At 65.5% G+C, this 20,237-nt stretch carries 19 protein-coding genes; 10 read left to right on the top strand and 9 right to left on the bottom strand.

Annotation, left to right across the window (positions count from 1 at the left end; genetic code table 11):
- The first annotated feature begins 12 nt into the window (after nt 1-12).
- Entirely contained in the window at nt 13-750 is a 738-nt protein-coding gene (locus tag J2S97_RS09700; protein WP_307048781.1) for a hypothetical protein, read from the top strand.
- A 137-nt stretch (nt 751-887) separates the two neighbouring features.
- Here J2S97_RS09700 and J2S97_RS09695 read toward each other — a convergent pair whose 3' ends face one another.
- The 3 genes from J2S97_RS09695 to J2S97_RS09685 form a co-directional block, all read right to left on the bottom strand.
- Entirely contained in the window at nt 888-2,156 is a 1,269-nt protein-coding gene (locus J2S97_RS09695; protein ID WP_307048779.1) for a hypothetical protein, read from the bottom strand.
- Between the two features lie 164 nt (nt 2,157-2,320).
- Nucleotides 2,321-2,560, bottom strand: a complete 240-nt coding sequence (locus J2S97_RS09690) for a hypothetical protein (RefSeq protein WP_307048777.1) — start codon at nt 2,558-2,560, stop codon at nt 2,321-2,323.
- A 150-nt stretch (nt 2,561-2,710) separates the two neighbouring features.
- A complete protein-coding gene (locus tag J2S97_RS09685; protein WP_307048775.1) occupies nt 2,711-3,184 on the bottom strand; it encodes a DUF6416 domain-containing protein in 474 nt (157 codons plus the stop codon).
- 616 nt (nt 3,185-3,800) lie between these two features.
- Between J2S97_RS09685 and J2S97_RS09680 the strand changes: the two genes are divergently transcribed.
- The gene (locus J2S97_RS09680; protein ID WP_307048774.1) at nt 3,801-4,634 is read left to right on the top strand and encodes a class I SAM-dependent methyltransferase; all 834 of its coding nucleotides are present in this window, start codon (nt 3,801-3,803) and stop codon (nt 4,632-4,634) included.
- 64 nt (nt 4,635-4,698) lie between these two features.
- Here J2S97_RS09680 and J2S97_RS09675 read toward each other — a convergent pair whose 3' ends face one another.
- The 4 genes from J2S97_RS09675 to J2S97_RS09660 all read right to left on the bottom strand — a co-directional run bounded on the left by J2S97_RS09675 (nt 4,699) and on the right by J2S97_RS09660 (nt 8,911).
- Nucleotides 4,699-5,862 carry an MFS transporter gene (locus J2S97_RS09675; RefSeq protein ID WP_307048772.1) on the bottom strand — a complete coding sequence of 388 codons (1,164 nt, stop codon included), beginning with the start codon at nt 5,860-5,862 and terminating at the stop codon, nt 4,699-4,701.
- Nucleotides 5,863-5,970: 108 nt separating this feature from the next.
- Nucleotides 5,971-7,668 carry an amidohydrolase gene (locus tag J2S97_RS09670; RefSeq protein WP_307048769.1) on the bottom strand — a complete coding sequence of 566 codons (1,698 nt, stop codon included), beginning with the start codon at nt 7,666-7,668 and terminating at the stop codon, nt 5,971-5,973.
- A gap of 119 nt (nt 7,669-7,787) precedes the next feature.
- Nucleotides 7,788-8,090 carry a YciI-like protein gene (locus J2S97_RS09665; protein WP_307048767.1) on the bottom strand — a complete coding sequence of 101 codons (303 nt, stop codon included), beginning with the start codon at nt 8,088-8,090 and terminating at the stop codon, nt 7,788-7,790.
- Between the two features lie 158 nt (nt 8,091-8,248).
- Nucleotides 8,249-8,911 (bottom strand): TetR/AcrR family transcriptional regulator, encoded by a 663-nt coding sequence (locus tag J2S97_RS09660; RefSeq protein WP_307048765.1) that lies wholly within the window; start codon nt 8,909-8,911, stop codon nt 8,249-8,251.
- A 98-nt stretch (nt 8,912-9,009) separates the two neighbouring features.
- Here J2S97_RS09660 and J2S97_RS09655 point away from each other — a divergent pair, with 98 nt between their 5' ends.
- Nucleotides 9,010-9,459 (top strand): nuclear transport factor 2 family protein, encoded by a 450-nt coding sequence (locus J2S97_RS09655; protein ID WP_307048763.1) that lies wholly within the window; start codon nt 9,010-9,012, stop codon nt 9,457-9,459.
- On the top strand, nt 9,456-10,346 hold the full coding sequence (locus J2S97_RS09650) for an NAD(P)H-binding protein (RefSeq protein WP_307048761.1): 891 nt from the start codon (nt 9,456-9,458) through the stop codon (nt 10,344-10,346). Before J2S97_RS09655 ends, J2S97_RS09650 begins: the two co-directional genes overlap by 4 nt.
- Before the next feature lie 183 nt (nt 10,347-10,529).
- Here the strand turns inward: J2S97_RS09650 and J2S97_RS09640 are convergent, their stop codons facing one another.
- Nucleotides 10,530-11,303: a DeoR/GlpR family DNA-binding transcription regulator gene (locus tag J2S97_RS09640; protein ID WP_307048759.1), complete on the bottom strand. Its 774-nt coding sequence runs from the start codon at nt 11,301-11,303 to the stop codon at nt 10,530-10,532.
- A 64-nt stretch (nt 11,304-11,367) separates the two neighbouring features.
- Nucleotides 11,368-13,749, bottom strand: a complete 2,382-nt coding sequence (pdxA, locus tag J2S97_RS09635) for a 4-hydroxythreonine-4-phosphate dehydrogenase PdxA (protein WP_307048757.1) — start codon at nt 13,747-13,749, stop codon at nt 11,368-11,370.
- 253 nt (nt 13,750-14,002) lie between these two features.
- Here pdxA and J2S97_RS09630 point away from each other — a divergent pair, with 253 nt between their 5' ends.
- The 6 genes from J2S97_RS09630 to J2S97_RS09605 are packed head-to-tail and all read left to right on the top strand — an operon-like array spanning nt 14,003 to nt 20,224.
- A complete protein-coding gene (locus J2S97_RS09630; protein WP_307048755.1) occupies nt 14,003-15,550 on the top strand; it encodes an ABC transporter substrate-binding protein in 1,548 nt (515 codons plus the stop codon).
- A 3-nt stretch (nt 15,551-15,553) separates the two neighbouring features.
- The gene (locus tag J2S97_RS09625) at nt 15,554-16,489 is read left to right on the top strand and encodes an ABC transporter permease (RefSeq protein WP_307048754.1); all 936 of its coding nucleotides are present in this window, start codon (nt 15,554-15,556) and stop codon (nt 16,487-16,489) included.
- On the top strand, nt 16,486-17,397 hold the full coding sequence (locus J2S97_RS09620) for an ABC transporter permease (RefSeq protein WP_307048752.1): 912 nt from the start codon (nt 16,486-16,488) through the stop codon (nt 17,395-17,397). Before J2S97_RS09625 ends, J2S97_RS09620 begins: the two co-directional genes overlap by 4 nt.
- A gap of 1 nt (nt 17,398) precedes the next feature.
- Complete coding sequence (locus J2S97_RS09615; protein ID WP_307048750.1) at nt 17,399-18,352, top strand: ABC transporter ATP-binding protein; 954 nt, start codon at nt 17,399-17,401, stop codon at nt 18,350-18,352.
- Nucleotides 18,345-19,178 carry an ATP-binding cassette domain-containing protein gene (locus J2S97_RS09610; RefSeq protein WP_307048748.1) on the top strand — a complete coding sequence of 278 codons (834 nt, stop codon included), beginning with the start codon at nt 18,345-18,347 and terminating at the stop codon, nt 19,176-19,178. The genes J2S97_RS09615 and J2S97_RS09610 overlap by 8 nt, the downstream gene beginning before the upstream one ends.
- Before the next feature lie 56 nt (nt 19,179-19,234).
- Nucleotides 19,235-20,224 carry an aldo/keto reductase gene (locus tag J2S97_RS09605; RefSeq protein WP_307048746.1) on the top strand — a complete coding sequence of 330 codons (990 nt, stop codon included), beginning with the start codon at nt 19,235-19,237 and terminating at the stop codon, nt 20,222-20,224.
- The last annotated feature ends 13 nt before the right edge of the window (nt 20,225-20,237 follow it).

Genomic DNA, 20,237 nt, shown 5'->3' with positions numbered 1-20,237 from the left:
GGAGCGTGACTGGTGAGCAACGCCAGTGATTGGACTGTCAGGCTCAAGGCATTCCACGAGAAGCAACTGGATCGTCCCCGCCGTGTTTACCGGCTTGGCCGCACGAAGATCCTCCTGACACGTGGCCATATAGCGTGCACGCTGGGTGCAGCCTTTGGGGCAGTGTCCGTGGATTCTCCTGACTGGCTGTTCTGGGTTGCATCCGTTGGCGGGTTTGTCGGCGGAAAGTACTTCTACCCGGTCCCTCGGAGCAGCGTGGCGAGCCCATACGGTTTCAGAGAGCTGGCGAGGAAATCTCCCGGGGATCTGGACTTCATGACGCCGGCGGAGATCCGTGCCTACCAGTTCAACGTCGAGTTCGTTCAGAAGGGTGTCACCCCTTTGGCGCTGGGGACTGAAGAAGCTCTTGGCCGCCAGCGTGAGGCAGTCAGGACGGTGTCCTTGGCCACAGGCATGGACGCCGCGCCGCTGGCGCAGCTTTCCCTGGCGGATGTGAAGGAACACGGGAGAACCGTTGACCGTCACGCACTGCTGAAGCGGCGGTGGCTCACCTACGAGGTTGATCCGCAGTTGCAGTTCGATTACCCCGCGATGTCCGACACTTCCCTCCCGACAACCGCGGCCATGGTCCGGGCCATGCGCGCAGCCGACCACGAGAGAACCACGGGTAATCCGGTGGAATACAAGCTCGCGGTGGACAGGTTTTCTCAGGCCTTGGCCGCGGCGGAATTGGCAGCCGGGGTTCCTTAGATGTAGCGGCTTCGCCACGGACCGGGCCGCTTTGAGTGAGGGCCCGCTTCAGTCCGACGGCCCGGTCCGTATGTAGCTCTTACAATGCCGTCCAACCGCAAATGCCTGCATTCAGGCCAAAGTAGGACGAGCCCGCCTCAGAGGGAACTCTCTGCAGTGCTCTCTTCCGACTTTTTCTCAGAAAGTTCGGGCGTAGTTTCCCTCGGCGATCGCTTCGATTCGATTTGGCTCGCTGCACGGATCACCGCATCACCGCCCACCTTTGCGATCCCAACGGGGACTGCCTTGGCGACGGACGAAACGGCCGTTGTTGATGTCTTGGCGAAATCGGAGAGCGATTTGCGCCAGGTCTCGCGTTCCACCTTTCCTTCAAGCAGCCCTTCCAACCCGTATATTTGTGCGAACAGGCCGATGAGGCGGACAGCGGTTTCAGCGGAGTCCAGAAGTGAACGACTCTTCTGGGGGCTTCGAACACGATTAAAATCGCTGATGTTGGCCGCGGACGTCAACGCATCCTGCAACGACTGCAAGCGGCTTGCCGCTGCTTCCTCTCGTCTGGCAACGGATCCTTGGATTGACGTGGCATGTGCCTCGACAGCTTCTGGATCACGTTGACGCAAATGAACCAGCTCAAGCGTTTCGAGGCGCTGCTGGTTCGCTTGGCACGCGGCCAGAATAACAAGCCATGAACGCAGTTCTTTGCTGGCAATTGCCTCAGCCGCGGTGGCCTTCTCAGCAAGGGAACGAACATCCAGGGATCGTGTCAGAAGCTCGATCTGTGCCAAGGCGTGCGAACTGGCCTGTGCAAGTGCCGTGGCATGGCCTGCGACTTGAGACCACGCAGTGTCAGTGATCTTGCCGGTCTCCTCGTACAACTCGAATGCGCGAAGGAGTACCTGAGCGAGGCCCTGAACATCGCCTAGGGCCCGGGCCCTATTGTCGTCAAGGAGGCGATCCAGTTTCACGTCCATGGCCTGTGCCAGCTCCTCAAGCTGCGCGACAGCGCTGCGAAGTGCCATTGTCGCGGTCAGTGTCGCCAGGTTGGACATCATAAGCGGGTTCATTCCGCCGGATGTGAACTGCGCAAAAGAATCGATTTGACCCTTCGCTCCGCGGAGCACCCCGCTGAACACGTCGCCCTGAGGAAGATTGAATTCCGCTAACTCAAGGAGACGTTGATGCGACTCGGGTGTGAGTTGCACCCAGCTTCCGTCCATCGAGGTCAAGACCGCCCCGAGCCCGGAGGCTTGAGCGACTAGGTCTAGAGTTCCCCTGCCGGCCGACTGTATCTGCGTTACGTCTACGTCCAAGCGGGCGAGGAGGGCTCCGATCAGATCGGGGTCTCCTGCGACGACAGCTGCGCCTCCGGAGACATGGATTCCGATTTCCTTAGATGATTCGATCACATCGGCATTCTGTCACAAGGTGGCTCAGCAAAACGCTTGGAAGTCCTGCGCGGCGGCCAAAGAGTCTGAGGGTAAATGAACGTGGAGGCGCCTGCCCGAATCTCTAGTTAGACAACTGCTGCTGCGCCCATGCTTCCTCGCATGCCAAGCAAGGCGCCTGCCGGCTAGCGTCGGGGACTTTTCCTCCGGGCTTTGTCAAGGAATTGCGCTGCCTGTCGGTACGCTTGCTTGGCTTCTGGACTCGTAACTGCCCTGTATACCCGCATGCCTTCGCCGGCAAAATTTCTTACTTTTGCCTGCATTTCTGGATCCGTGGCGAGCGAGTGCAGCTTTGCGCCACTGGCTTTGGCCTTGGCTCCGCCGTTCTTCAGCAAGGCAGCCGCCTTGTCCAGTTTTGCAGACATAGTTTTCTCCGTAATGTCAGTAGATCGTCCACCAAGATTAGCGGCTTCAATCAGGGGTGTGGCCTGGGCTGAATTCGCCGGGTCTTGGCGATGTGGTTGGTCTTGCCGACTTCAGTATTATCGGAGAGGCAACAGCGTGATTAGCCAGCCTCAGCCGTCGAGGTCCGACCGCACGGCTGCAAACAGCGCCGCGACGTCAGCGTCCATCCAGTAAACGGACGGAGCACCAACCTCGCCGTCCTTCCAATGCTGGGGAAGGTTACGGTTCATGTTAAGGCAGTACCGACCCGGCCAGGCGAGCACACCGGCGACGCCATTCGCACCGTTGGAGATGCTCAGTTCCTTCGCGATCTGATTCCCCGTGAACTTGGTTCCCGGGGCGTCGATCAGGAGGTTGTAGAAGCCTTTCGCGCGGCTGGTCATCTTGGACCAGAGGTTCCTAGCGTCCTCCCGGTCATCGTCCGAGCCAGTCCAGTTCCGGCGCTTTCCCGAGTCTCCGGAAGCCTCTGGGAGACTCTGAGAACCTCCATCGGAGAGGGTCAGAGATCCTGCAAGCCAAAGTCCGAAGAACTGGTAGAACTCTGCAGTCCGGTCGTCAGGGACTGGAACAGTGATGTCGGGCATCGTATTCTCCTTCTGTCATCGGAGGTGATTACCTCCTTATGGAATAAGTATTGAGTATCTATTTACTTAAGTCAATCGCTTTTTTACTTACCCCTTACTTCTATTTGGGACTACTTCCGTCGAGGGTGCAGTCGGGGGCCTGAGTCGGCGCGTTTCAGCTTGAAGTGGCGATGAAGTTGCGAAAGCCGATGGCAAAGCCGCGGTAGTTAGGCCGCTTCAGAGATTAAGTCTTAGACGCGAAGCAGCGGTAGCACGCGCCCGGCATCGGAACACCCGGCGAGCCCCTCAACAAGACGCTAAGGGTTCGACGCCACGGCAGGGCCCAACAGGAGCGCACCCTGAACATTTCGGTCCGGATGGATGCCGCGATGCCCGCATCACCGTGCAGCTCATACGCCAGTTCCTCAGCGGAACACCCCTGGGTCAGCGAATCCAGCAGCGCCAGGATCTACGTGCGGCGCAACACCCGCTGACGGCCGGCGGGTTGAAGCGGCGGTGGTTGAGCTTCCGTAGGGCTGCTGGCGGGCGCACGCCAAGAGGGGAAGACGCAGTTATGCAAGTGCCGTCGTCGTCCTTCCTCTTCCTTCGCTGTGGAGCGCCGATGTAGGGTCGTGCCGTGATCGTCCCCGAAATTTCCCAGAACGCCGTGGCGGTCGCAGATCACTACGACGAACTCGATCCCATATACCGTCTTGTGTGGGGCGACCATGTCCATCACGGGCTGTGGACGACGGGCCGCGAGACACCCGGCGAAGCCGTCGAGACGCTCGTGGACACAGTCGGCGACAGGCTGGGCCTTCTGCCCGGCCAGGCGTGCGCCGACATCGGCTGCGGCTACGGCTCCACCGCACGGCGGCTCGCTGTGACGCGCGGGGTCAGCGTCACCGGCTTCACCCTTTCGGCCGAGCAGGCCAACTATGCAGCCGGGCATCCCGTACCAGGCGTGGACATCCAGGTCCGCGACTGGCTCGACAACGGGCTGGCCGATGCCTCGGCCGATGCCGCCTGGGCCATCGAGTCGAGCGAGCACATGGTGGACAAGCCCAGGTTCTTCGCCGAGGCGCACCGCGTGCTGGCGCCCGGCGGCCGCTTCGTCATCTGCGCGTGGCTCGCCGAGACCGGCGCCAGCGGGTGGAAAGTCCGCCACCTGCTCGAGCCGATCTGCCGCGAAGGGCGCCTGCCCTCGATGGGCACGCGCGAGGACTATGAGGAGATGGCAAGGCAGGCCGGCTTTACGGTCACCGGCTACGAGGACGTCAGCCGCCGCGTCGCCCGCACCTGGCCAATCTGCGCTCGCCGGCTCGTGAAGGCCTTGCTCGTCGACAGCGAGATGCGCCGACTGGCTATTGGTGCACGCAACCGCAACTCGTTTCTGGGCATTCCCCGCCTGATTCTGGCCTACCGCACCGGTGCGATGCGGTACGGGATCTTCACGCTGGCGAAGGGTTAGGTCGGCCTGATTGCAAGGCCCCTCGACGCAGTGCCCCAGGGCGCTCCGGCCCGCCCCTCGGGGACTAGCGGCGCTGGGCCATCAGGACGAGGGCGCACGACGCCAGCACGCCGGCGAGGGCGAAGACGAGCATGCCCGTGAACGAACCATCGCCTGACTGGATCAATGCCCCGCTGACAATCGGACCGATGGAGAACCCGGTGCCGATCATCAGGTTGGTGGTGTTCATCAGGTGTGCCCCGCTGGAAAGCGAGGACAAAGTGGACAGCAGGTACGGCAGGATGAAGGTCCAGGCGAACTTGAAGATCACGGCCGCGACGGCGAATTGGATCAGGGCCGGTGAACCGAAAAGAAGCACGATGCTAAGGGCCATGCCTGCGTAACCCGCCGCCAGGTAAAGCTTCCGGCGCGGCGTCTCACCAAGTGCGGTGGCAACAAGGGCGGACAGGATGCCGCCGACGGTAGCGAGGGATAGGACCAGGCTGCTGGCGGAAAGGTCGATTCCCGAGGCCGCCGAGATCTGGGCAATGAACGACCAAACACCGCTGAGCGCGATGTAGAACAGGAGCACCGCGGCCATTCCCGCGGCCGCTTTGAACACCGGGACGCGGTTCGCAGCATGCCCTGGGACGGGTGCGGCGGCGGTCCGCAGCACTTCCCCGTCGATGCGGTTGACCACCAGGAGGCACAGCACTGCAAGTCCGGCGAGTGTCCAGTAGATCGCTGAAACTGGCGCTCCTGCGAACAGGGAGGGGAAGACTGCCAGAATCAGTGCTCCCATGGCCAGCTGGAAAACGACGAATATTCCGAAGGCCCTGCTGGGGTTGGCGGTTTTGCCGCTCAGGGTCAGGATGATCACGGTGATGGAGCCGGCCGCGAGGCTGGTCACCACCCGGGCGACCATCAACAGGCCGAAATCGTCCACAAAGCCGGAGACCACGTTGCCGGCGATGACCACCGCGGTGAAGATATAGCTCGCCGTCCTCAGGTTCATCCGCCGGAGCCAAAGATAGGCCGGTACGGTGGCCAGGCTGAAGGCGCCGAGCTCAAGGGAAAAGAGCGTCCCCACCTGGACCGGTGTCAGGCCGAACTGCTCGACAAGTTTGCCTGCGATGACAGGGGCAATCAGCAGGACGGTGTAAAGGACTGCGCTGAAAACAGCGATATAGGTGTACGTCCCCTTGTCTGAGGAGACACCTGCCGGAGCAGCGTGTGCGGTAGTGGCCATGGTTTTGTCTTTCGGGCAGGACGAAACGGCGAAGGCCGCCGTCGGCGGGAAATAGGGGTGGTGCGCCCCTGCAAGGCACGTAAGGAGCAGGGGGTTATGCGGAAGCCGTCAGGCGCGCTGCGTTGGGCGTCCTTCAGCCGGAGTCGCTGTGGCGTCCGCTGATCCTGCATCGAAGACCTTGCGGCCAGCGAACCAGGTCTGGCGGGTTGTGATGTGCGCGATTTGTTCGGTATCGATCTCGTATGGATTAGCACTCAGGACGATGAAATCCGCCGACTTTCCCGGGGCCAGGGAGCCGGTGACATCATCCAGGCCCATCGCCTGGGCCGAGTTGGTGGTGTAAACCCGGATGGCTTCCGGGAGTGAAATGGCCTGTTCGGGCCAGAGCGTGCCAGGGAATTCTCCTGTGGGATCCTGCCGGGTTACCAAGCCGTAAATCCCTTCCCACGAGTTGGGCGACACGCTGACCGGCCAGTCCGAGCCGCCGGCCACACGGGCCCCGACGTCCAGCAGGGAGCGGTTGGGCTGCATCTTCGACGCTCTTTCCGCCGGTAGCACCGTGGCAATGGCTTCGGAGATGACGCCCGGGAACCACAACGACGGGGAGATGTCGGCGGTGACATCGAGTTCGGCAAACCGGGGGATGTCCTGTTCCTGGACGAACTGGCCGTGGGCGATGTGGTACTTCGGCGTGGTGTGTCCGGCTGCGCGGACCTTGGCCACGGTGTCGAGCACTACCCGGACGGACGCGTCGCCCGTGCAGTGGATCTTGGCGGAAATACCACGCTCCGCCGTGCCCATCAGCCAGCGCTCCAGCTCCGCTGCAGGCATGGTGGTGCCGCCGCAGTGGCACTCCGGGAAGCCGGCATCCGGCAAATAGGGTTCGATGAACGCCGCAGTCCCTGCCGGAGGCACCCCGTCAAGGAAGATCTTGATGAAGTCCGGCCGGTGGTGCTCCGACCGCGACTCCTCGCGGTGGGCGATGATGCCCTCGCCGAGCGGCGTGGTGCCGAAAATGAAATCATTGGCCTGCATGGACGTCACCACCCAGGCAGCGAGTTCACCGGAGTCGTCGAGCTCTTTCAGGGCCTGCAGCAGCTGGAGGGAGGAGGCCGCATCCTGGAAGCCCGTAACGCCGTAGGAGTGCAGAATGTCGATGCCGCGTGCTGCGGCCCGGGCCAGGTCCTGGGTGGACCGTGGCTGCAACCGCGCCAGCGTCTGTTCTACCAGGACACCTCCTGCCTCGATGAGGACACCGGTGGCACGCCCCGTAGCATCCCGCATGATCTGGCCACCCTCGGGATCCGGAGTGTGCTTGCCGATCCCTGCCAGCTCCAGGCCCCGTGAATTCACCCACCTGTTGTGCTTGCTGTCGTCTTTCAGGATGGCGGGCCGTCCGCCGGTTGCGGCATCAAAACGGGCGAGCGTTTCCACGGAGTTGAGTTCGGCCAGGAGACCGGAACCCCAGCTACCGCCGACCACCCACTCGTCGGGGCCCAGGCTCCCTGAATACTCCGCGACGGCGGTGAGGAGATCATCGAGCGATTGGGTGGGCACCTCGTTGAGTTCAAACAAGTCCATCTGCCCTGCCAGTATGTGGTGGTTGTGGACGTCAAGCAGCCCGGGCATTGCGTAGGCGCCGCCGAGGTCTATGATCTCAGTGCCCGGTCCCGCCGCAGCCTCGGCCAATGATCCGACGGCGTGGACCTTCCCGGCCTTCACGGCAAGTGACGTGACGCGGGGGCGTTCGTCGTGCAGGGTGTCGATGACGCCGTTGATCAGAAGAAGGTCAGCTGTGTTATCCATAATCCCAGTTCCTAAAGGTGCTTTGGATCACAACACTAAATTGCCGTGCTACTGGTTACTTGACTCTCCGTGCACGGCTTTTGCATATCCCGGCAGGCGGGAGGCCTCCCAGCCTGGTCTCAGGGGCGAACGGGTGTGGCCGCCTCTTCTCCTAGCACCGTTGTCCAGGGGCGGGCGGTCCATGAATTCACCACGCCGCCGGTGACGTAGGGATCGGCGGCTGCAAAGGCCCTTGCGGCCTCGAGCGCGTTGTCGCCGGTGAAGATCAGCAACCCGGTGAAGGGGCCGTCACCAACGGCTCCGCCCAGCAGGAGCTCGCCCCGTTCCACGGCTTCCCAGCCCAACCTGAGGTGGTCTGAGCGGTATTGCTCGCGGGTCTGAAGGTAGTCGTCCGCGTAGGTGTATTCGAGCACGGCGTGCATGGGAATCCGTCCATTTCGTTGAGGGTTTTCACTCGTTGTAGAAGTAGCGTACCCAGCGGGACTAGGCCGGAAACGGCAACCACCCCGGCCCGGACCTCCGTGTCCGGAATTTCTGCGCCTGGCGGGGCCGCCGCCGTCGGCCTTCCTCCCTGCCTGCTTCAGCCGTCCGGCAGGAGGCTGGCCGCCAAGGTCCTGGCCATGAACCTCCCGAAGCGCTCCGCGCTCCAGCCGCGCTTGAGGACCAGGGTCTCGTAGAGCTCGGCCGAGGTGCTCATGAAGAAGACGTCGGCCACCTCCTCCGCCGTCAGGCCCGGCCGCAGGAATCCCCTTCCGAGCACCTGCCGCGCGTTGTGCAGCATGCGCTGGTACCGCTCGTCGTCCACGTCACGAAGGAGCGCGGCCATGTCCTGGTCCCCGCTCGCCGCGGCGTCCCGGATGAGGAGGTAGACGGGGGAGCCCAGGGGGCTCACCTCGGATATGAACCGACCGAACTGCTCCATGAGCTCGCTGGGATCGGTGACCGTGGCCTGCGCGCGGTCCGAGCGCTCTTCCGCCGGCGGCCCGCCGGCGCCCAGCAGGCTCTGCTCGTAGATGGCCCGCACCAGCCCCGGCTTTCCGCCGAACCCCTTGTACACGGACTCCTTGGAGACGCCGGCGGCGTGGGCGATGGCGGCAATGGTGGTCCGGCCGTACCCGTGGGCCAGGAACAGCGCCCGGGATTGGGCCAGCACCCGCTTCCTGGACTCCTCGGCGGCCTCCTGCCGGCGCCGGGCGTCGTAGCTGCGGGAGCGGGGTGGCACACCGTTGACCGCGGGTCCCATCGGGCTTAAACTCCTTGTGTCAGTTAAATACAGCTGACTGTATCAAATTCAGCGTACCAGCCTCTCCGCCTCCCGCGACTGAACCTAAGGAGCAGATCATGGACGCTTCGGGAATCGAGCGCGTCCCAGAAAGCCCGGTCCGGCGCATGCTGGCCGCGGCCGCCCGCCACGACCTTGAGGCCATGGTGTCGCAGTTCGCAGATGACTACCGGAACACCACTCCCGTCCACCCGGCCCGCAGCTTCACCGGCTCCGCCCAGGTCCGGAAGAACTGGACGGCGCTCTTTGCCGGCATGCCGGACCTCACCCTCACCGTCCACGACGCGGCCACCGGAGCGGACGGCAAACTCTGGATGGAATGGAGCAACCGCGGCACCCGGCCGGACGGATCCGTGCAGCGGGCCGCAGGGGTGGCCATCTTCACCCTCCGCGACGACAAAATCGCCGCGGCCCAGTTCTACCTTGAACCCGTGGACCAGGACTCCGGCGACGTGAACGAAGCCGTCCGGGAGGCAGTCCATGGGGCAGCGGGAGGTGACCGGTCATGATCCTGGTGGTCGGCGGTACGGGCCGCTTGGGCCGCGCCGTGGATTCCCTGCTTGTTGCCGCCGGGCACAAGGTCCGCATCATGGCCCGCGGCAAGTCCCAGCCGTTCCCGCAAAAGATGGGCGACGGCGTCGAACTGCTCCACGGGGACCTCGCCTCCGAAGCTGACTGCCGAAAAGCGGTGGCGGGCTGCACTGAGGTGGTGTTCGCGGCCTCGGGGTTTGGGATCAAGGACTCCAGTCCACGCGAGGTTGACCGCGATGGGGCCATCCGGTTGGTCCGTGCGGCGGCCGCGGCCGGAGTCCGGCACGTGGTGATGATGTCCATGCACGGCGCCGCCCCGGACGGGCCCATTGATTACCTGCGCTGTAAGGCCGCCGCCGAGGACGCTGTCCGCTCGTCCGGCATGGACTGGACGATTGTCCGGATCGGGGCGCTCCTGGAACAGCGGCTTGAGATCATGGGGACGCCGCTTGAGGCGAAGGGCAAGGTGCCCGTGTTCGGCTCGGGGTCCGCCCCGGTGACCTATACCTCGGTCCAGGACACGGCCGCCGTCGTGGTCCGTGCCCTCCGCGACCTCGTGCTGCGGAACCGCGTCATCGAATGGGGCTCGCAGACGCTCACGGCAAATGAGGTGGCCGAGGCTCTGTTTGCCCGGGCCGGCCATGGATCGGTTCAGCGGGTTCCGGCAGCCGCCGTGCGGCTGTTGTCCTTGGCGGCCAGGCCGTTTTCACCGTTCCTTGCCCGGGTGGCGGGGGCCGGTGTCTGGGAGGAATCGGGGGCCGCTTCTTTCGAGTTTGGCCCTGCGCGCGCAGAGTTTCCGGACATCCCCGTCACCGGTCTGCAGCAGGTTCTCCAGGCGTCCGGTGCTCCGGGATCTTTGACGTAAGCGCGTGCAACAATGACGCCATAACCCACGAGCAGCGCGAATCCGCCGCGCCGGAGCTGGACCGCACGGCACACCCGGCATTCGAAGCCGCCTATCAGGCCGCCCAGAAGAGCCTGGCCGAAGGCGGCATCCCCATCGGTGCGACGCTGGCCCGGGACGGCGTGGTGACGTTTTCACCACGACTCAACGACTGACCGAAGCCACCTCAACCTGTACCCCCGCGTCCCTAAACTTCCGCACCTGCCCCGCATCCGCGCCGTCGTCCGTCACCAAAGTCCAAGGCAATGCAAGCCGCGCCCACGCGTGGAACGGCCGCAGGCCAAGCTTCGACGAGTCCGCCAGCACGTACACCTCGCGCCCCCGCCGGGCCATGAGTTCCTTGAGCCGGGTCTGGGCGTGGTCGGCCTCGCAGATGCCGTCCTCGGCGGTGACGGCGTCGGCGCCCAGGAACACGCGGTCAAAGCTCATCCGCTCCAGGGCTGCCTCGGCAAGGGGGCCCACGAAGCTCTGGCTCAGGCTCCGCAGCCGGCCGCCCAGGCAGTCCACCTCGATGCCCTCCGATTCGGCGAGCTCCTGCATGGTGTTGATGCCCGGCGTGGTCACGGACAGCTTTTCGAAGCCGCGCAGCTCGTGGGCCAACGCACCCACGGTCGAGCCGGCGTCGAGCAGGATGTTTTCCCCGGGCCGGATCACGGACGCCGCCCAGCGGGCGATGGCGTGCTTCTGCTCGAACGCCTCGCCGGTGCGCTGCCGCAGCGACGCCTCCGGGTGGGCACCCAGGGCCATGGCGCCGCCATAGGTGCGGGCCAGCCGGCCCTGCCCGTTCAGGAGCGCCAGGTCGCGGCGGATGGTGGAGGCCGTCACCTCGAACCGGGCGGAAAGTTCCTCCACGGAGGCCAGGCCGGTGGTGACGGCGAGGTGGTAGATCTCCTCGCGCCTGGCATTTGCGCTCAGCATTCCCGGTCTCCTTCGCGTGGGCGTGGTTACCATGCTAGTTCCGGCCCCCAATAAATCAGTGCTGCTACACGGCCACGGAAGGCCGGGTGGCCATCTCCGCCGCCTGGTGCAGCGCCTCCACCATGCTGCGCGGGTCCGCGATCGCCTTACCGGCGATGTCAAAGGCGGTGCCGTGGTCCACTGATGTCCGGATCACCGGCAGGCCCACCGTGATGTTGACGCCGGCCTCGATGCCCAGCACCTTCACCGGACCGTGCCCCTGGTCGTGGTACATGGCCACCACCAGGTCGTAATCGCCGCGGCCGGCCAGGAAGAACAGCGTGTCCGCCGGCAGCGGGCCCGTGACGTCGATGCCGGCAGCCTGCGCGGCCTTCACACCCGGTTCGATCTTTTCGGCTTCCTCGCCCTGGCCGAACAGCCCGTTCTCACCCGCGTGCGGGTTGATGGCGCAGACGCCGATCTTCGGATTGGGGATGCCCGCACGGACCAAGGCCTCATGCCCGCGGCGGATGGTGCGCTCCACCAGGTCCGGGTTGATCTTGCGGATGGCGTCCATCAGCCCGATGTGCGTGGTCACGTGGATCACCCGGATCTTGGGCGTGGAGAGCATCATGGACACCTCCTCCGTGCCCGTCAGCTGCGCCAGCAGCTCGGTGTGTCCGGGGAAGATGTGCCCGGCGGCGTGCAGCGCCTCCTTGTTCAGCGGCGCGGTGCAGATGGCCTGCACCCTCCCGGCCATGGCCAGCTCGCTGGCCACCCGGATGTACTCGTACGCGGCATGGCCGGCCACGGGGGAGAGCTTCCCCCACGGGAGGTCCTCCGGCAGCAGCGCCAGGTCGATCACGTTCACCCGGCCCGGCGTGAACACCGCATCCTCCACGTTCTCGATCACCTGGATGTCCGCCTCGATGCCCAGCACCTCAGCGGCCTGGCGCAGGCGCAGCGCATCGCCGATCACCACGGGCCGGCACTCGGCATTGCTCTGCGGATCCAGGACGGCGGCCACCACCACTTCCGGCCCCACCCCGGCGCCGTCGCCCATGGTGACGGCCACGTAGGGGAGGGCGTTCTGCTCGGTCTTGCTCGTTGCGGCGGTTGTCATTTCTGCTCCAGATCTTTCGGAAGTCTTGCTGGGAAGGGTGTTGGCGGGAGCGTGCGCGGACTGGCCGCGGCGCTCCCGGATCATGTCGTAAAGCTGTAGGAGGGCCAGGTCATCGCCGAAGCTGCCGGGCTTGGTGCCCACCAGGGTTCCGTCACCGGCGCGGCTCAGCACCGCCCCGTGCTGCACGGCCGCGAGCGGCACCAGTCTCTGGAGGCCGACGGCGTCCAGGACTTCCCGGGCCGTCTCACCGCCGGTGAGGATGAGGTCCGCGTCTGAGTCTTTTGCTGCCTCCGCGGCGAAGCGGGACAGCGCCTGGACGATGCCGGCGGCGCGCGCCGGGTTCACTTTTCCGGCGGCGAGGGTGACGGCCACGTTGGTGCCGGCTGCCAGCGACTGCCGGACCTCGTCGAGCTGCGGTTCGTAGGCTCCGGTGGCGCCGGCGTAGAGCGGGTGCAGCCGGACCACCGTGAAGCCCTGCGCTTCCAGCTGTGCCAGTTGCGCCTGTGCCGCTCCGGAGGCAGAGCCGACAACGGCGAGCACCGGTCTGGGGGCCTTCTGCGGTTCCGCAGTGGCCACTTCAATCTGTGCCCCGGATTGCGCATTTCGCGCAGGTTCTGCGGCGAGCCGCTGCGCAAGCACATCAGCCGTTCCGCCGGTACCCACCAGAACTACGCGGCGGCCGCCGGCCGTGAAGCCAAGATCCAACAGGGCGTCCACCACTTTTTCCAGGTCCTGGACGGTCTCGCCGTCAGCCACCACCAGCGCGGGCTGCTCGGATTGCAGCAGCCCGGCGAGCTTCGCGGTGAGCGAGCCGGACCGGACCTCGGCCAGGTCCAGGTTCCGCACCGAGGCCGGGTCCTCCGGCCGGAGGAGCGTAGGAATGTCGGCAGGCGCCGCAGCCAGTTCGGCGTGCCAGAGATCCGTCTGCGCCAACGGGGTCCCGGCAACGAACGGCTGCCCGTTCCGGACCGAACGCTGCAGCTGGGGGAGTGCCCCGGCAACAACGGCGTGGAAGCCCAGCCCGGTCAGCGCGGCAAGTTCGGCGCGGACGTTCCCGCGCCACAGCGAGTCGACCTTCTTGAAGAAAACCTGCGCACCCGCAGCCACAGGGCTGGAGAAGGCCTCAGTCACCAGCGACTCGGCAACGGCTTCGGGAAGTCCGCGTGAATGGGTATCCGTAACCACAACGTCGGTGACGTGCCCCGGTGAGGAGGCGTCGCCGTCGTAGGTTGCACTATTGCTCGTTCCAAGCAGGACCTGCGCGGACAGCCCATGCTCCACAAAGCAGTAGCCGACTTCGGCGGCGCCGGAGAAATCGTCGGCCTGCACATACACGGAAGCCACGTTGCTCCTCTCGATCGATAGTCGGCTGAAGTTCTATATGGGGTTTGTCGTTTTATATGGGGTTTTGAAGTCCATATAGAGCGGGATGCTTTCCAACATCATGACACGGTTGCGCGAATCGCGCTAGTAGGGTTGCGCAATTCGCGCATTGATGGCAAAGTGATGGAGACAACATTCGGCGCAGCCAAACCGGCAGGCCGTCCCCGTTCAAACCGAGAGGTCAACGATGACCGTTCTTCCTCAAGGAAGTGAGATGTCCCGCCGCCGCCTGCTGCAGTTCGGCGCCGCGGCCGGGTTTCTGCTGGGCACAGGTGGCCTCGCCGGCTGCGCTGGCCCCACCGGCCTGCCGGGACCCAGCACCCTGACCCTGGCCCTCAACCGGTCACTGGTCAGCCTGGACAACAAGCTCAACCAGTTCGACGCAGCCGTCACCGTGCAGCGAGCCGTCCGCCAGGGCCTCACCGCCATCGGCCCCGAAACCGCGCCCGTGCTGGTCCTCGCGGACCGCTTCGAGATGACCGGTCCCACCGAGTGGACCGTCCGGCTCCGTGAAGGCATCCGCTACTCAGACGGCAGCCCGGTCCAGGTGGAGGACGTGGCCACTGCCCTGAAGATGTACCAGCAGGTGCAGGGTTCCTTCGTGGCAGGCTTCTTCCCCGAATTCCCCACGGTGGTGCCCGTGGATGACCGCACTTTCCGGATGGTGTCCAAAAAGCCCGTCCCCATCCTGGACTCGCTGATGAGCATGATCCTGATTACCCCGGCCGCGCAGAACAAGCCGGAGGAACTGCAGGAAGGCCTGGGCACCGGCCCGTACGTGGTCACCAAGTTCAACCGCGGCGCCGGCACCTACAGCCTTGAGCGCAACCCGAACTACTGGGGCCCCGCACCCCAGGTGGACAACGTGGAGGTCCGGTTCCTCCCCGAGGAATCCAGCCGCGTCATCGCGCTGCGCAGCGGCGAGGTGGACGTCATCGACTCCATCACGCCCGACTCCCGCGAACAGCTCGCGGGACTTCCCGGCGTCGTGCTTGAAGAAGCCTCCAGCCTCCGGCTGAACCAGATTTTCTACAACTTCCGCAAGCCTGCCGGCCACCCCCTGGCCGATCCCCGGGTGCGCCAGGCGCTCAGCATGGCCATCGACGGTGAGTCCCTGGTGCGGGACGTCCTGGTGGACTCCGTCTCCCAGGCCGAAGGCGTCACACCCTCCAGCCTCACCGGCTACCACAAGACCGGCACCTACACCTACGATCCGGAGAAGGCCAAGGCCACCCTGGCCGAGCTGGGCGTCAAGGACCTTACCCTGAAGATCATCTGGGAAACGGGCGAGTTCGCGTCCGACACCTCCGTGATGGAGGCCCTGGTGGAAATGTTCGGCGCCATCGGAGTGAAGGCCGAGCTGCAGCAGTTCGAACCCGGCGGCAACATCCTGGCCTGGCGCCAGGGCAAACAGGGGGACTGGGACCTGCTGGGCAACGGCTACCCCAGCCCCACCGGCCTGGCCATCACCATGCTGCAGGGCATGTACTCCGGCACGCCGGAGAAGGAACAGACCCGCGATACCTACCAGGGCTACGTCATCCCGGAGGTCACCGCCAAGATCCAGGCCGCATCCACCGAGGCGGATCCGGTCCGCCGGCAGGAACTGCTGGAAGATGCCCAGCAGGCGGTCTGGGACACCTGGCCCTGCGCCTGGGCGTTCGTGCCCAAGTCCGTCCTCGCCCACCGGGAGCGGGTGTCCGGCATCAGCCTGGCACCCACCAACTCCTACCCCCTCGTTGATGTCCGGCTGGAGGCCTGAGCCATGACGAACTACATCCTGAAGCGCCTCGGACAGGGCCTGCTGACCGTGTTCCTCACGGTGTCCACCGTGTTCATCCTGATCCGCATGGCCCCGGGCGATCCCGCCGTCTCCTACGCCGGCCCGCTGGCCACCAACGAACAGCTGGCCGCCGTCCGGGAACAGTTCGGCCTGGACCGGCCGGTGCTGGAGCAGTACTGGATCTTCCTGCAGCAGCTGTTCACCGGCAACCTTGGAACGTCCTATTCGTTCCAGGCCCCGGCCATGCAGGTGGTGGCCGAGCGGATGCCGTACACGCTGACCCTCGCCACGGCCGCCATCCTGCTTACCGCCGTGGTGGCCATCCCGCTGGGCGTGTGGATGTCCCGCCGCCCGGACACGGGCAAGGAACTCGGCGTGAACGTGCTGACCATCGCCGGGCAGTCCATGCCCGATTTCTGGACCGGCATCATGCTCCTCACGGGTTTCGCCGTTTTGATACCGATCTTCCCGGCCTCCGGGTTCGCCACCTGGGGCGGTCTGGTGCTGCCCACCATCACCATCGCAATCCTGCAGATCGCTCTGATCTCCCGGATGGTCCGGCGGGAAATGACCGCCAACTTCGCAGCCCCGTACCTGACGGTGGCCCGTTCCCGCGGCGTCCGGAACTCGGTGCTGACCTGGCGCTACGCCATGGGCAACTCGGCCATCCCGGTGTTCACCGCCCTCGGCACCCGGTTCGCCGCCATGCTCAACGGCGTGGTGGTGGTGGAAGTGGTGTTCGCCTGGCCGGGCGTCGGCTCCCTGATTGTGCGGGCACTGGAAACCCGCGACTACCCCCTCATCCAGGCAACGGTCCTCCTCACCGCGCTGCTGGCAGTGGGTGTCCAGCTGCTCATCGACCTCGCCTACCCGCTACTTGATCCCCGCGTTCGTCTTGGAAAGGCGGCAACAGCATGAGCCTCAGCGACACCGCAACGCCAACCCGGCAGCCGAGCCCCAGCGCCGTCACCAAAGCGGACATTGCCACAGCCGGCGCCACCCGCCGTCGGAAGGCCGCCAAGTGGAAGCTGATCGTGGGCACCGTCTGCACCCTGCTGGTGATCATCCCGATCATCCTGGCCCAGGTGCTGCCGCTGCCTGACGCCAACTTCCAGGACCTCGCCGCCCGGCGCCTGCCGCCGTTCACTGACGGCCACCTGTTCGGCACCGACCAGCTGGGCCGCGACCTCCTCTCCCGGGTGCTGCACGGCGGCCAGGTCTCGCTGACCATCGGTGTTCTGGCAGTCCTGGTCTCCGGTGCCATCGGCATCATCCTCGGCGCAGCCGCCGGCTACTTCGGCGGCTGGGTGGACACCATCATCTCCCGCCTCCTCGAAGCGCAGATGTCCCTGCCGCTGCTCATGATGCTGCTGCTGGTGGTGGCCCTCTTCGGACCCTCCATCCCGGTGATCACCTTCGTGATCGCCATCGCCCAATGGCCCGAAGTAGCCCGCCTCACCCGCTCCATGGTGCTGGTGGAACGCGAAAAGCCCTACGTCTCCGCGGCCCGCATCCTGGGCCTGCACCGGATCCAGATCCTGATCCAGCACATCATCCCCAACGTCATCAAGCAGGCAACGCTGGTGGTGCTGCTCCTGCTGGCCCAGGCCGTGCTGCTGGAAAGCGCGCTCAGCTTCCTCGGCGCCGGCCCGCAGCGACCCTTCGCCACCTGGGGCCGCATCATCTCCGACGGCCAGGACTACATCACCACGTCCTGGTGGATGGTCACCCTGCCCGGCCTGGTGATCGTGCTCATGGTGGTGGGCGTGAACCTGCTGGGCGACGGCCTGCGCGACCGTCCCCGCCGCAAGAAGAAGGATGCCTGACATGACTGCACAACCCCAGACCACCGGCCACCGGGAACAGCCGCTCCTTGAGGTCCGCGACTTCCAGGTGGAACTGATCACCGACGCCGGCATCATCCGGGCCGTTGACTCCGTCAGCTTCAGCATCCACCGGGGCGAGACCGTCACCATCATCGGTGAGTCCGGTTCCGGTAAATCCACGACGGCGATGGGCATCCTCCGCCTGCTGCCCGAGGACCTGGCGGTGCTTTCCGGCACGGTGCTGATCGACGGCGTGGACGTCACCGCCGACCCCAAGGCCATCGACAAGGTGCGCGGCAAGACCCTGGCGCTGATCCCGCAGGACCCCATGACGGCGCTCAGCCCGGTCCACTCGATCGGGCGCCAGCTCTTCGAGGCCATCCGGATCGCCGGCGCAGCGTCCGCCAAGGACAAAGACGCCGTCCAGGCCCGGGCCATCCGGCTGCTGGAGCAGGTGCACATCCCCACCCCGGAGAAGCAGCTGAAGAAGTACCCGCACCAGCTCTCCGGCGGCATGCTGCAGCGCGTGCTGATCGCCATCGCCCTGGCCAGCGAACCCCAGCTGCTGGTGGCGGACGAACCCACCTCGGCACTGGACGTCACGGTGCAGGGCGGCATCCTGGACCTGCTCCTGGAACTGCAGGAGCAGCGCGGCATCGGCATCCTCATGATCACGCACGACCTCGGCGTGGCCCGGCTGATCTCGGACCGCATCCACGTGATGAAGGACGGCCGGTTCGTGGAGTCCGGCGACGTCCAGCAGATCGTGGACCATCCCGCCACCGAATACACCCGGGCCCTGCTAGCAGCCGTGCCCGTCCTGGGTCCCTGGGACGAAACTCCCACTGCCTCCACCGGCGAATCCCGGGGTGCACCCGGTGCCCACGCGTCCGAGATCACCACTGACCCAGCCACCGATTCCGCCCTGACCCAGACCGGAGCAAGCCATGACTAAGCCGTTCCTCGCCGTTGAAAACCTCGTGGTGGATTACCACGTGCCGGGCGGCACTTTCCGGGCCGTTGACGACGTGTCCTTTTCCGTGGACAAAGGCAAGACGATCGCCGTCGTGGGTGAATCCGGCTGCGGAAAGTCCACCATCGCCAAAGCGCTGATGCGGCTGGTCACCCCCACCAGCGGGCGCATCGACCTGGACGGAACGGACATCGCGGCCATGAGCGAGGCGAAGCTCCGGCCGCTGCGCTCCAAGTTCCAGATGGTGTTCCAGGACCCGTACGGTTCCCTGGACCCGCACATGACGGCGCAGGAGATCGTGGCCGAGCCGCTGAAGCTGCAGGGTGTCCGGTCCAAGGCGGAGCGGCACAAGGCGGCTGCCGAGCTGATCGACCAGGTGGGCCTGCCCGTTGCGTCCCTGGACAAGCACCCGTCCGAGTTCTCCGGCGGCCAGCGCCAGCGCATCGGCATTGCCCGGGCCCTGGCGTCCAAGCCCGAACTGCTGGTCTGCGACGAAGCCACCAGCGCGCTGGACGTGTCCGTACAGGCGCAGGTGCTGCGGCTGCTCAAATCCATCCAGGATGAAACGGGAATCACGTACGTGTTCATCTCGCACAACCTTGGCGTGGTGCAGGAAATCAGCGATAGCGTCATGGTGATGCAGCGCGGCAAGCTGGTTGAACACGGCTCCACCGCGTCCGTCCTGACCGCCCCCAAGGAGGACTACACCCGGAAACTCCGCCGCGCAGCGCTGGACCCCTCCACCATGACGGGCCTGAAGCCGCGGCACCTGGTCCGCTCCCTGGCGCTCAGCGGGCAATCGAACTGAGCCCAGGCAAGCTAGCCCTTTCACTTACAAATACTGCAACCGCAAGGAATCAACGCATGAGCAAGCAGCCCAAAGGCGCCCAGGTGGACGGCCTCAAACTTCCCATCTCCCGGCTGGTCCTGGGGACCATGACGTTCGGCGACACGGTCGACGAGGCCACCGCGGGGCGGATGGTGGAGGAAGCGCTCGACGCCGGCATCACCACCATCGACACCGCCAACGCTTACGTCGGGGGAACCACCGAGGAAATACTCTCCCGCCTCCTCAAGGGACGGCGCGGCGACGTCATCCTCGCCTCCAAGGCCGGCATGCCGCACCCGGACCACGGCGACAACTCGCCGCTGTCCCCGGCGGGTCTTCGTGCCAGCGTGGAGGGGAGCCTCCGACGGCTCGGGGTGGACAGCATCGACCTCTTCTACCTCCACCAGCCGGACCGCGCCACGCCCCTGCACTCCACGTTGAAGACGGTGGCCGAGCTGTTCGCCGAAGGTAAGATCGGCGCCCTGGGCGTCTCCAACTTCGCCGCCTGGCAGATCGCCGACGTCATCCACGTAGCGCGTGAAGTCGGGGCGCCGCAGCCCGTCGTCGCACAGCAGCTGTACAACCTGGTGGCACGCCGGGTGGAGGAGGAATACCTCGAATTCGCCGCCACCCACAACGTCCACACCATGGTCTATAACCCGCTGGGCGGCGGGCTGCTCACCGGAAAGCACAGCTTCGACGCCAAGCCCACCGAGGGCCGCTACGGCGACTCCAAGCTCGCCGCCATGTACACCTCGCGCTACTGGGACCGGCAGCTGTTCGAGGCCATAAATGAACTCTCCCTTATTGCGCAGGAGCTTGGCATCACGCTGGCCGAGCTGTCGCTGCGCTGGCTGGCCTACCGGGACGGCGTGGGCTCCATGCTGCTGGGCGGCTCCAAGGTGGAACAGCTCCGCGCCAACATCGCCGCCGTCGCCAACGGGCCGCTGCCCGCCGCCGTCGTGGAAGCCTGCGACGCCGTGGGCGCCGGACTCCGCGGCCCCATGCCCGCCTACAACCGCTGACCACAGACCCTGA

Origin of the sequence: Arthrobacter oryzae, assembly GCF_030812315.1 — a bacterium.
Taxonomy (GTDB): domain Bacteria; phylum Actinomycetota; class Actinomycetes; order Actinomycetales; family Micrococcaceae; genus Arthrobacter; species Arthrobacter oryzae_B.
The sequence above is the reverse complement of the archived record's forward strand: the minus strand, read 5'-3'. Positions and strand labels throughout refer to the sequence as shown.

Bases quoted from the DNA above. Each gene is read 5' to 3' on its own strand.
- J2S97_RS09610 (WP_307048748.1), top strand. From the start codon at position 18,345: ATGACTAAGCCGTTCCTCGCCGTTGAAAACCTCGTGGTGGATTACCAC.
- J2S97_RS09690 (WP_307048777.1), bottom strand. From the start codon at position 2,560: ATGTCTGCAAAACTGGACAAGGCGGCTGCCTTGCTGAAGAACGGCGGA.
- J2S97_RS09615 (WP_307048750.1), top strand. From the start codon at position 17,399: ATGACTGCACAACCCCAGACCACCGGCCACCGGGAACAGCCGCTCCTT.
- J2S97_RS09655 (WP_307048763.1), top strand. From the start codon at position 9,010: ATGGACGCTTCGGGAATCGAGCGCGTCCCAGAAAGCCCGGTCCGGCGC.
- J2S97_RS09605 (WP_307048746.1), top strand. From the start codon at position 19,235: ATGAGCAAGCAGCCCAAAGGCGCCCAGGTGGACGGCCTCAAACTTCCC.
- J2S97_RS09630 (WP_307048755.1), top strand. From the start codon at position 14,003: ATGTCCCGCCGCCGCCTGCTGCAGTTCGGCGCCGCGGCCGGGTTTCTG.
- J2S97_RS09675 (WP_307048772.1), bottom strand. From the start codon at position 5,862: ATGGCCACTACCGCACACGCTGCTCCGGCAGGTGTCTCCTCAGACAAG.
- J2S97_RS09620 (WP_307048752.1), top strand. From the start codon at position 16,486: ATGAGCCTCAGCGACACCGCAACGCCAACCCGGCAGCCGAGCCCCAGC.
- J2S97_RS09640 (WP_307048759.1), bottom strand. From the start codon at position 11,303: ATGCTGAGCGCAAATGCCAGGCGCGAGGAGATCTACCACCTCGCCGTC.
- J2S97_RS09625 (WP_307048754.1), top strand. From the start codon at position 15,554: ATGACGAACTACATCCTGAAGCGCCTCGGACAGGGCCTGCTGACCGTG.
- J2S97_RS09650 (WP_307048761.1), top strand. From the start codon at position 9,456: ATGATCCTGGTGGTCGGCGGTACGGGCCGCTTGGGCCGCGCCGTGGAT.
- J2S97_RS09670 (WP_307048769.1), bottom strand. From the start codon at position 7,668: ATGGATAACACAGCTGACCTTCTTCTGATCAACGGCGTCATCGACACC.
- J2S97_RS09665 (WP_307048767.1), bottom strand. From the start codon at position 8,090: ATGCACGCCGTGCTCGAATACACCTACGCGGACGACTACCTTCAGACC.
- J2S97_RS09685 (WP_307048775.1), bottom strand. From the start codon at position 3,184: ATGCCCGACATCACTGTTCCAGTCCCTGACGACCGGACTGCAGAGTTC.
- J2S97_RS09660 (WP_307048765.1), bottom strand. From the start codon at position 8,911: ATGGGACCCGCGGTCAACGGTGTGCCACCCCGCTCCCGCAGCTACGAC.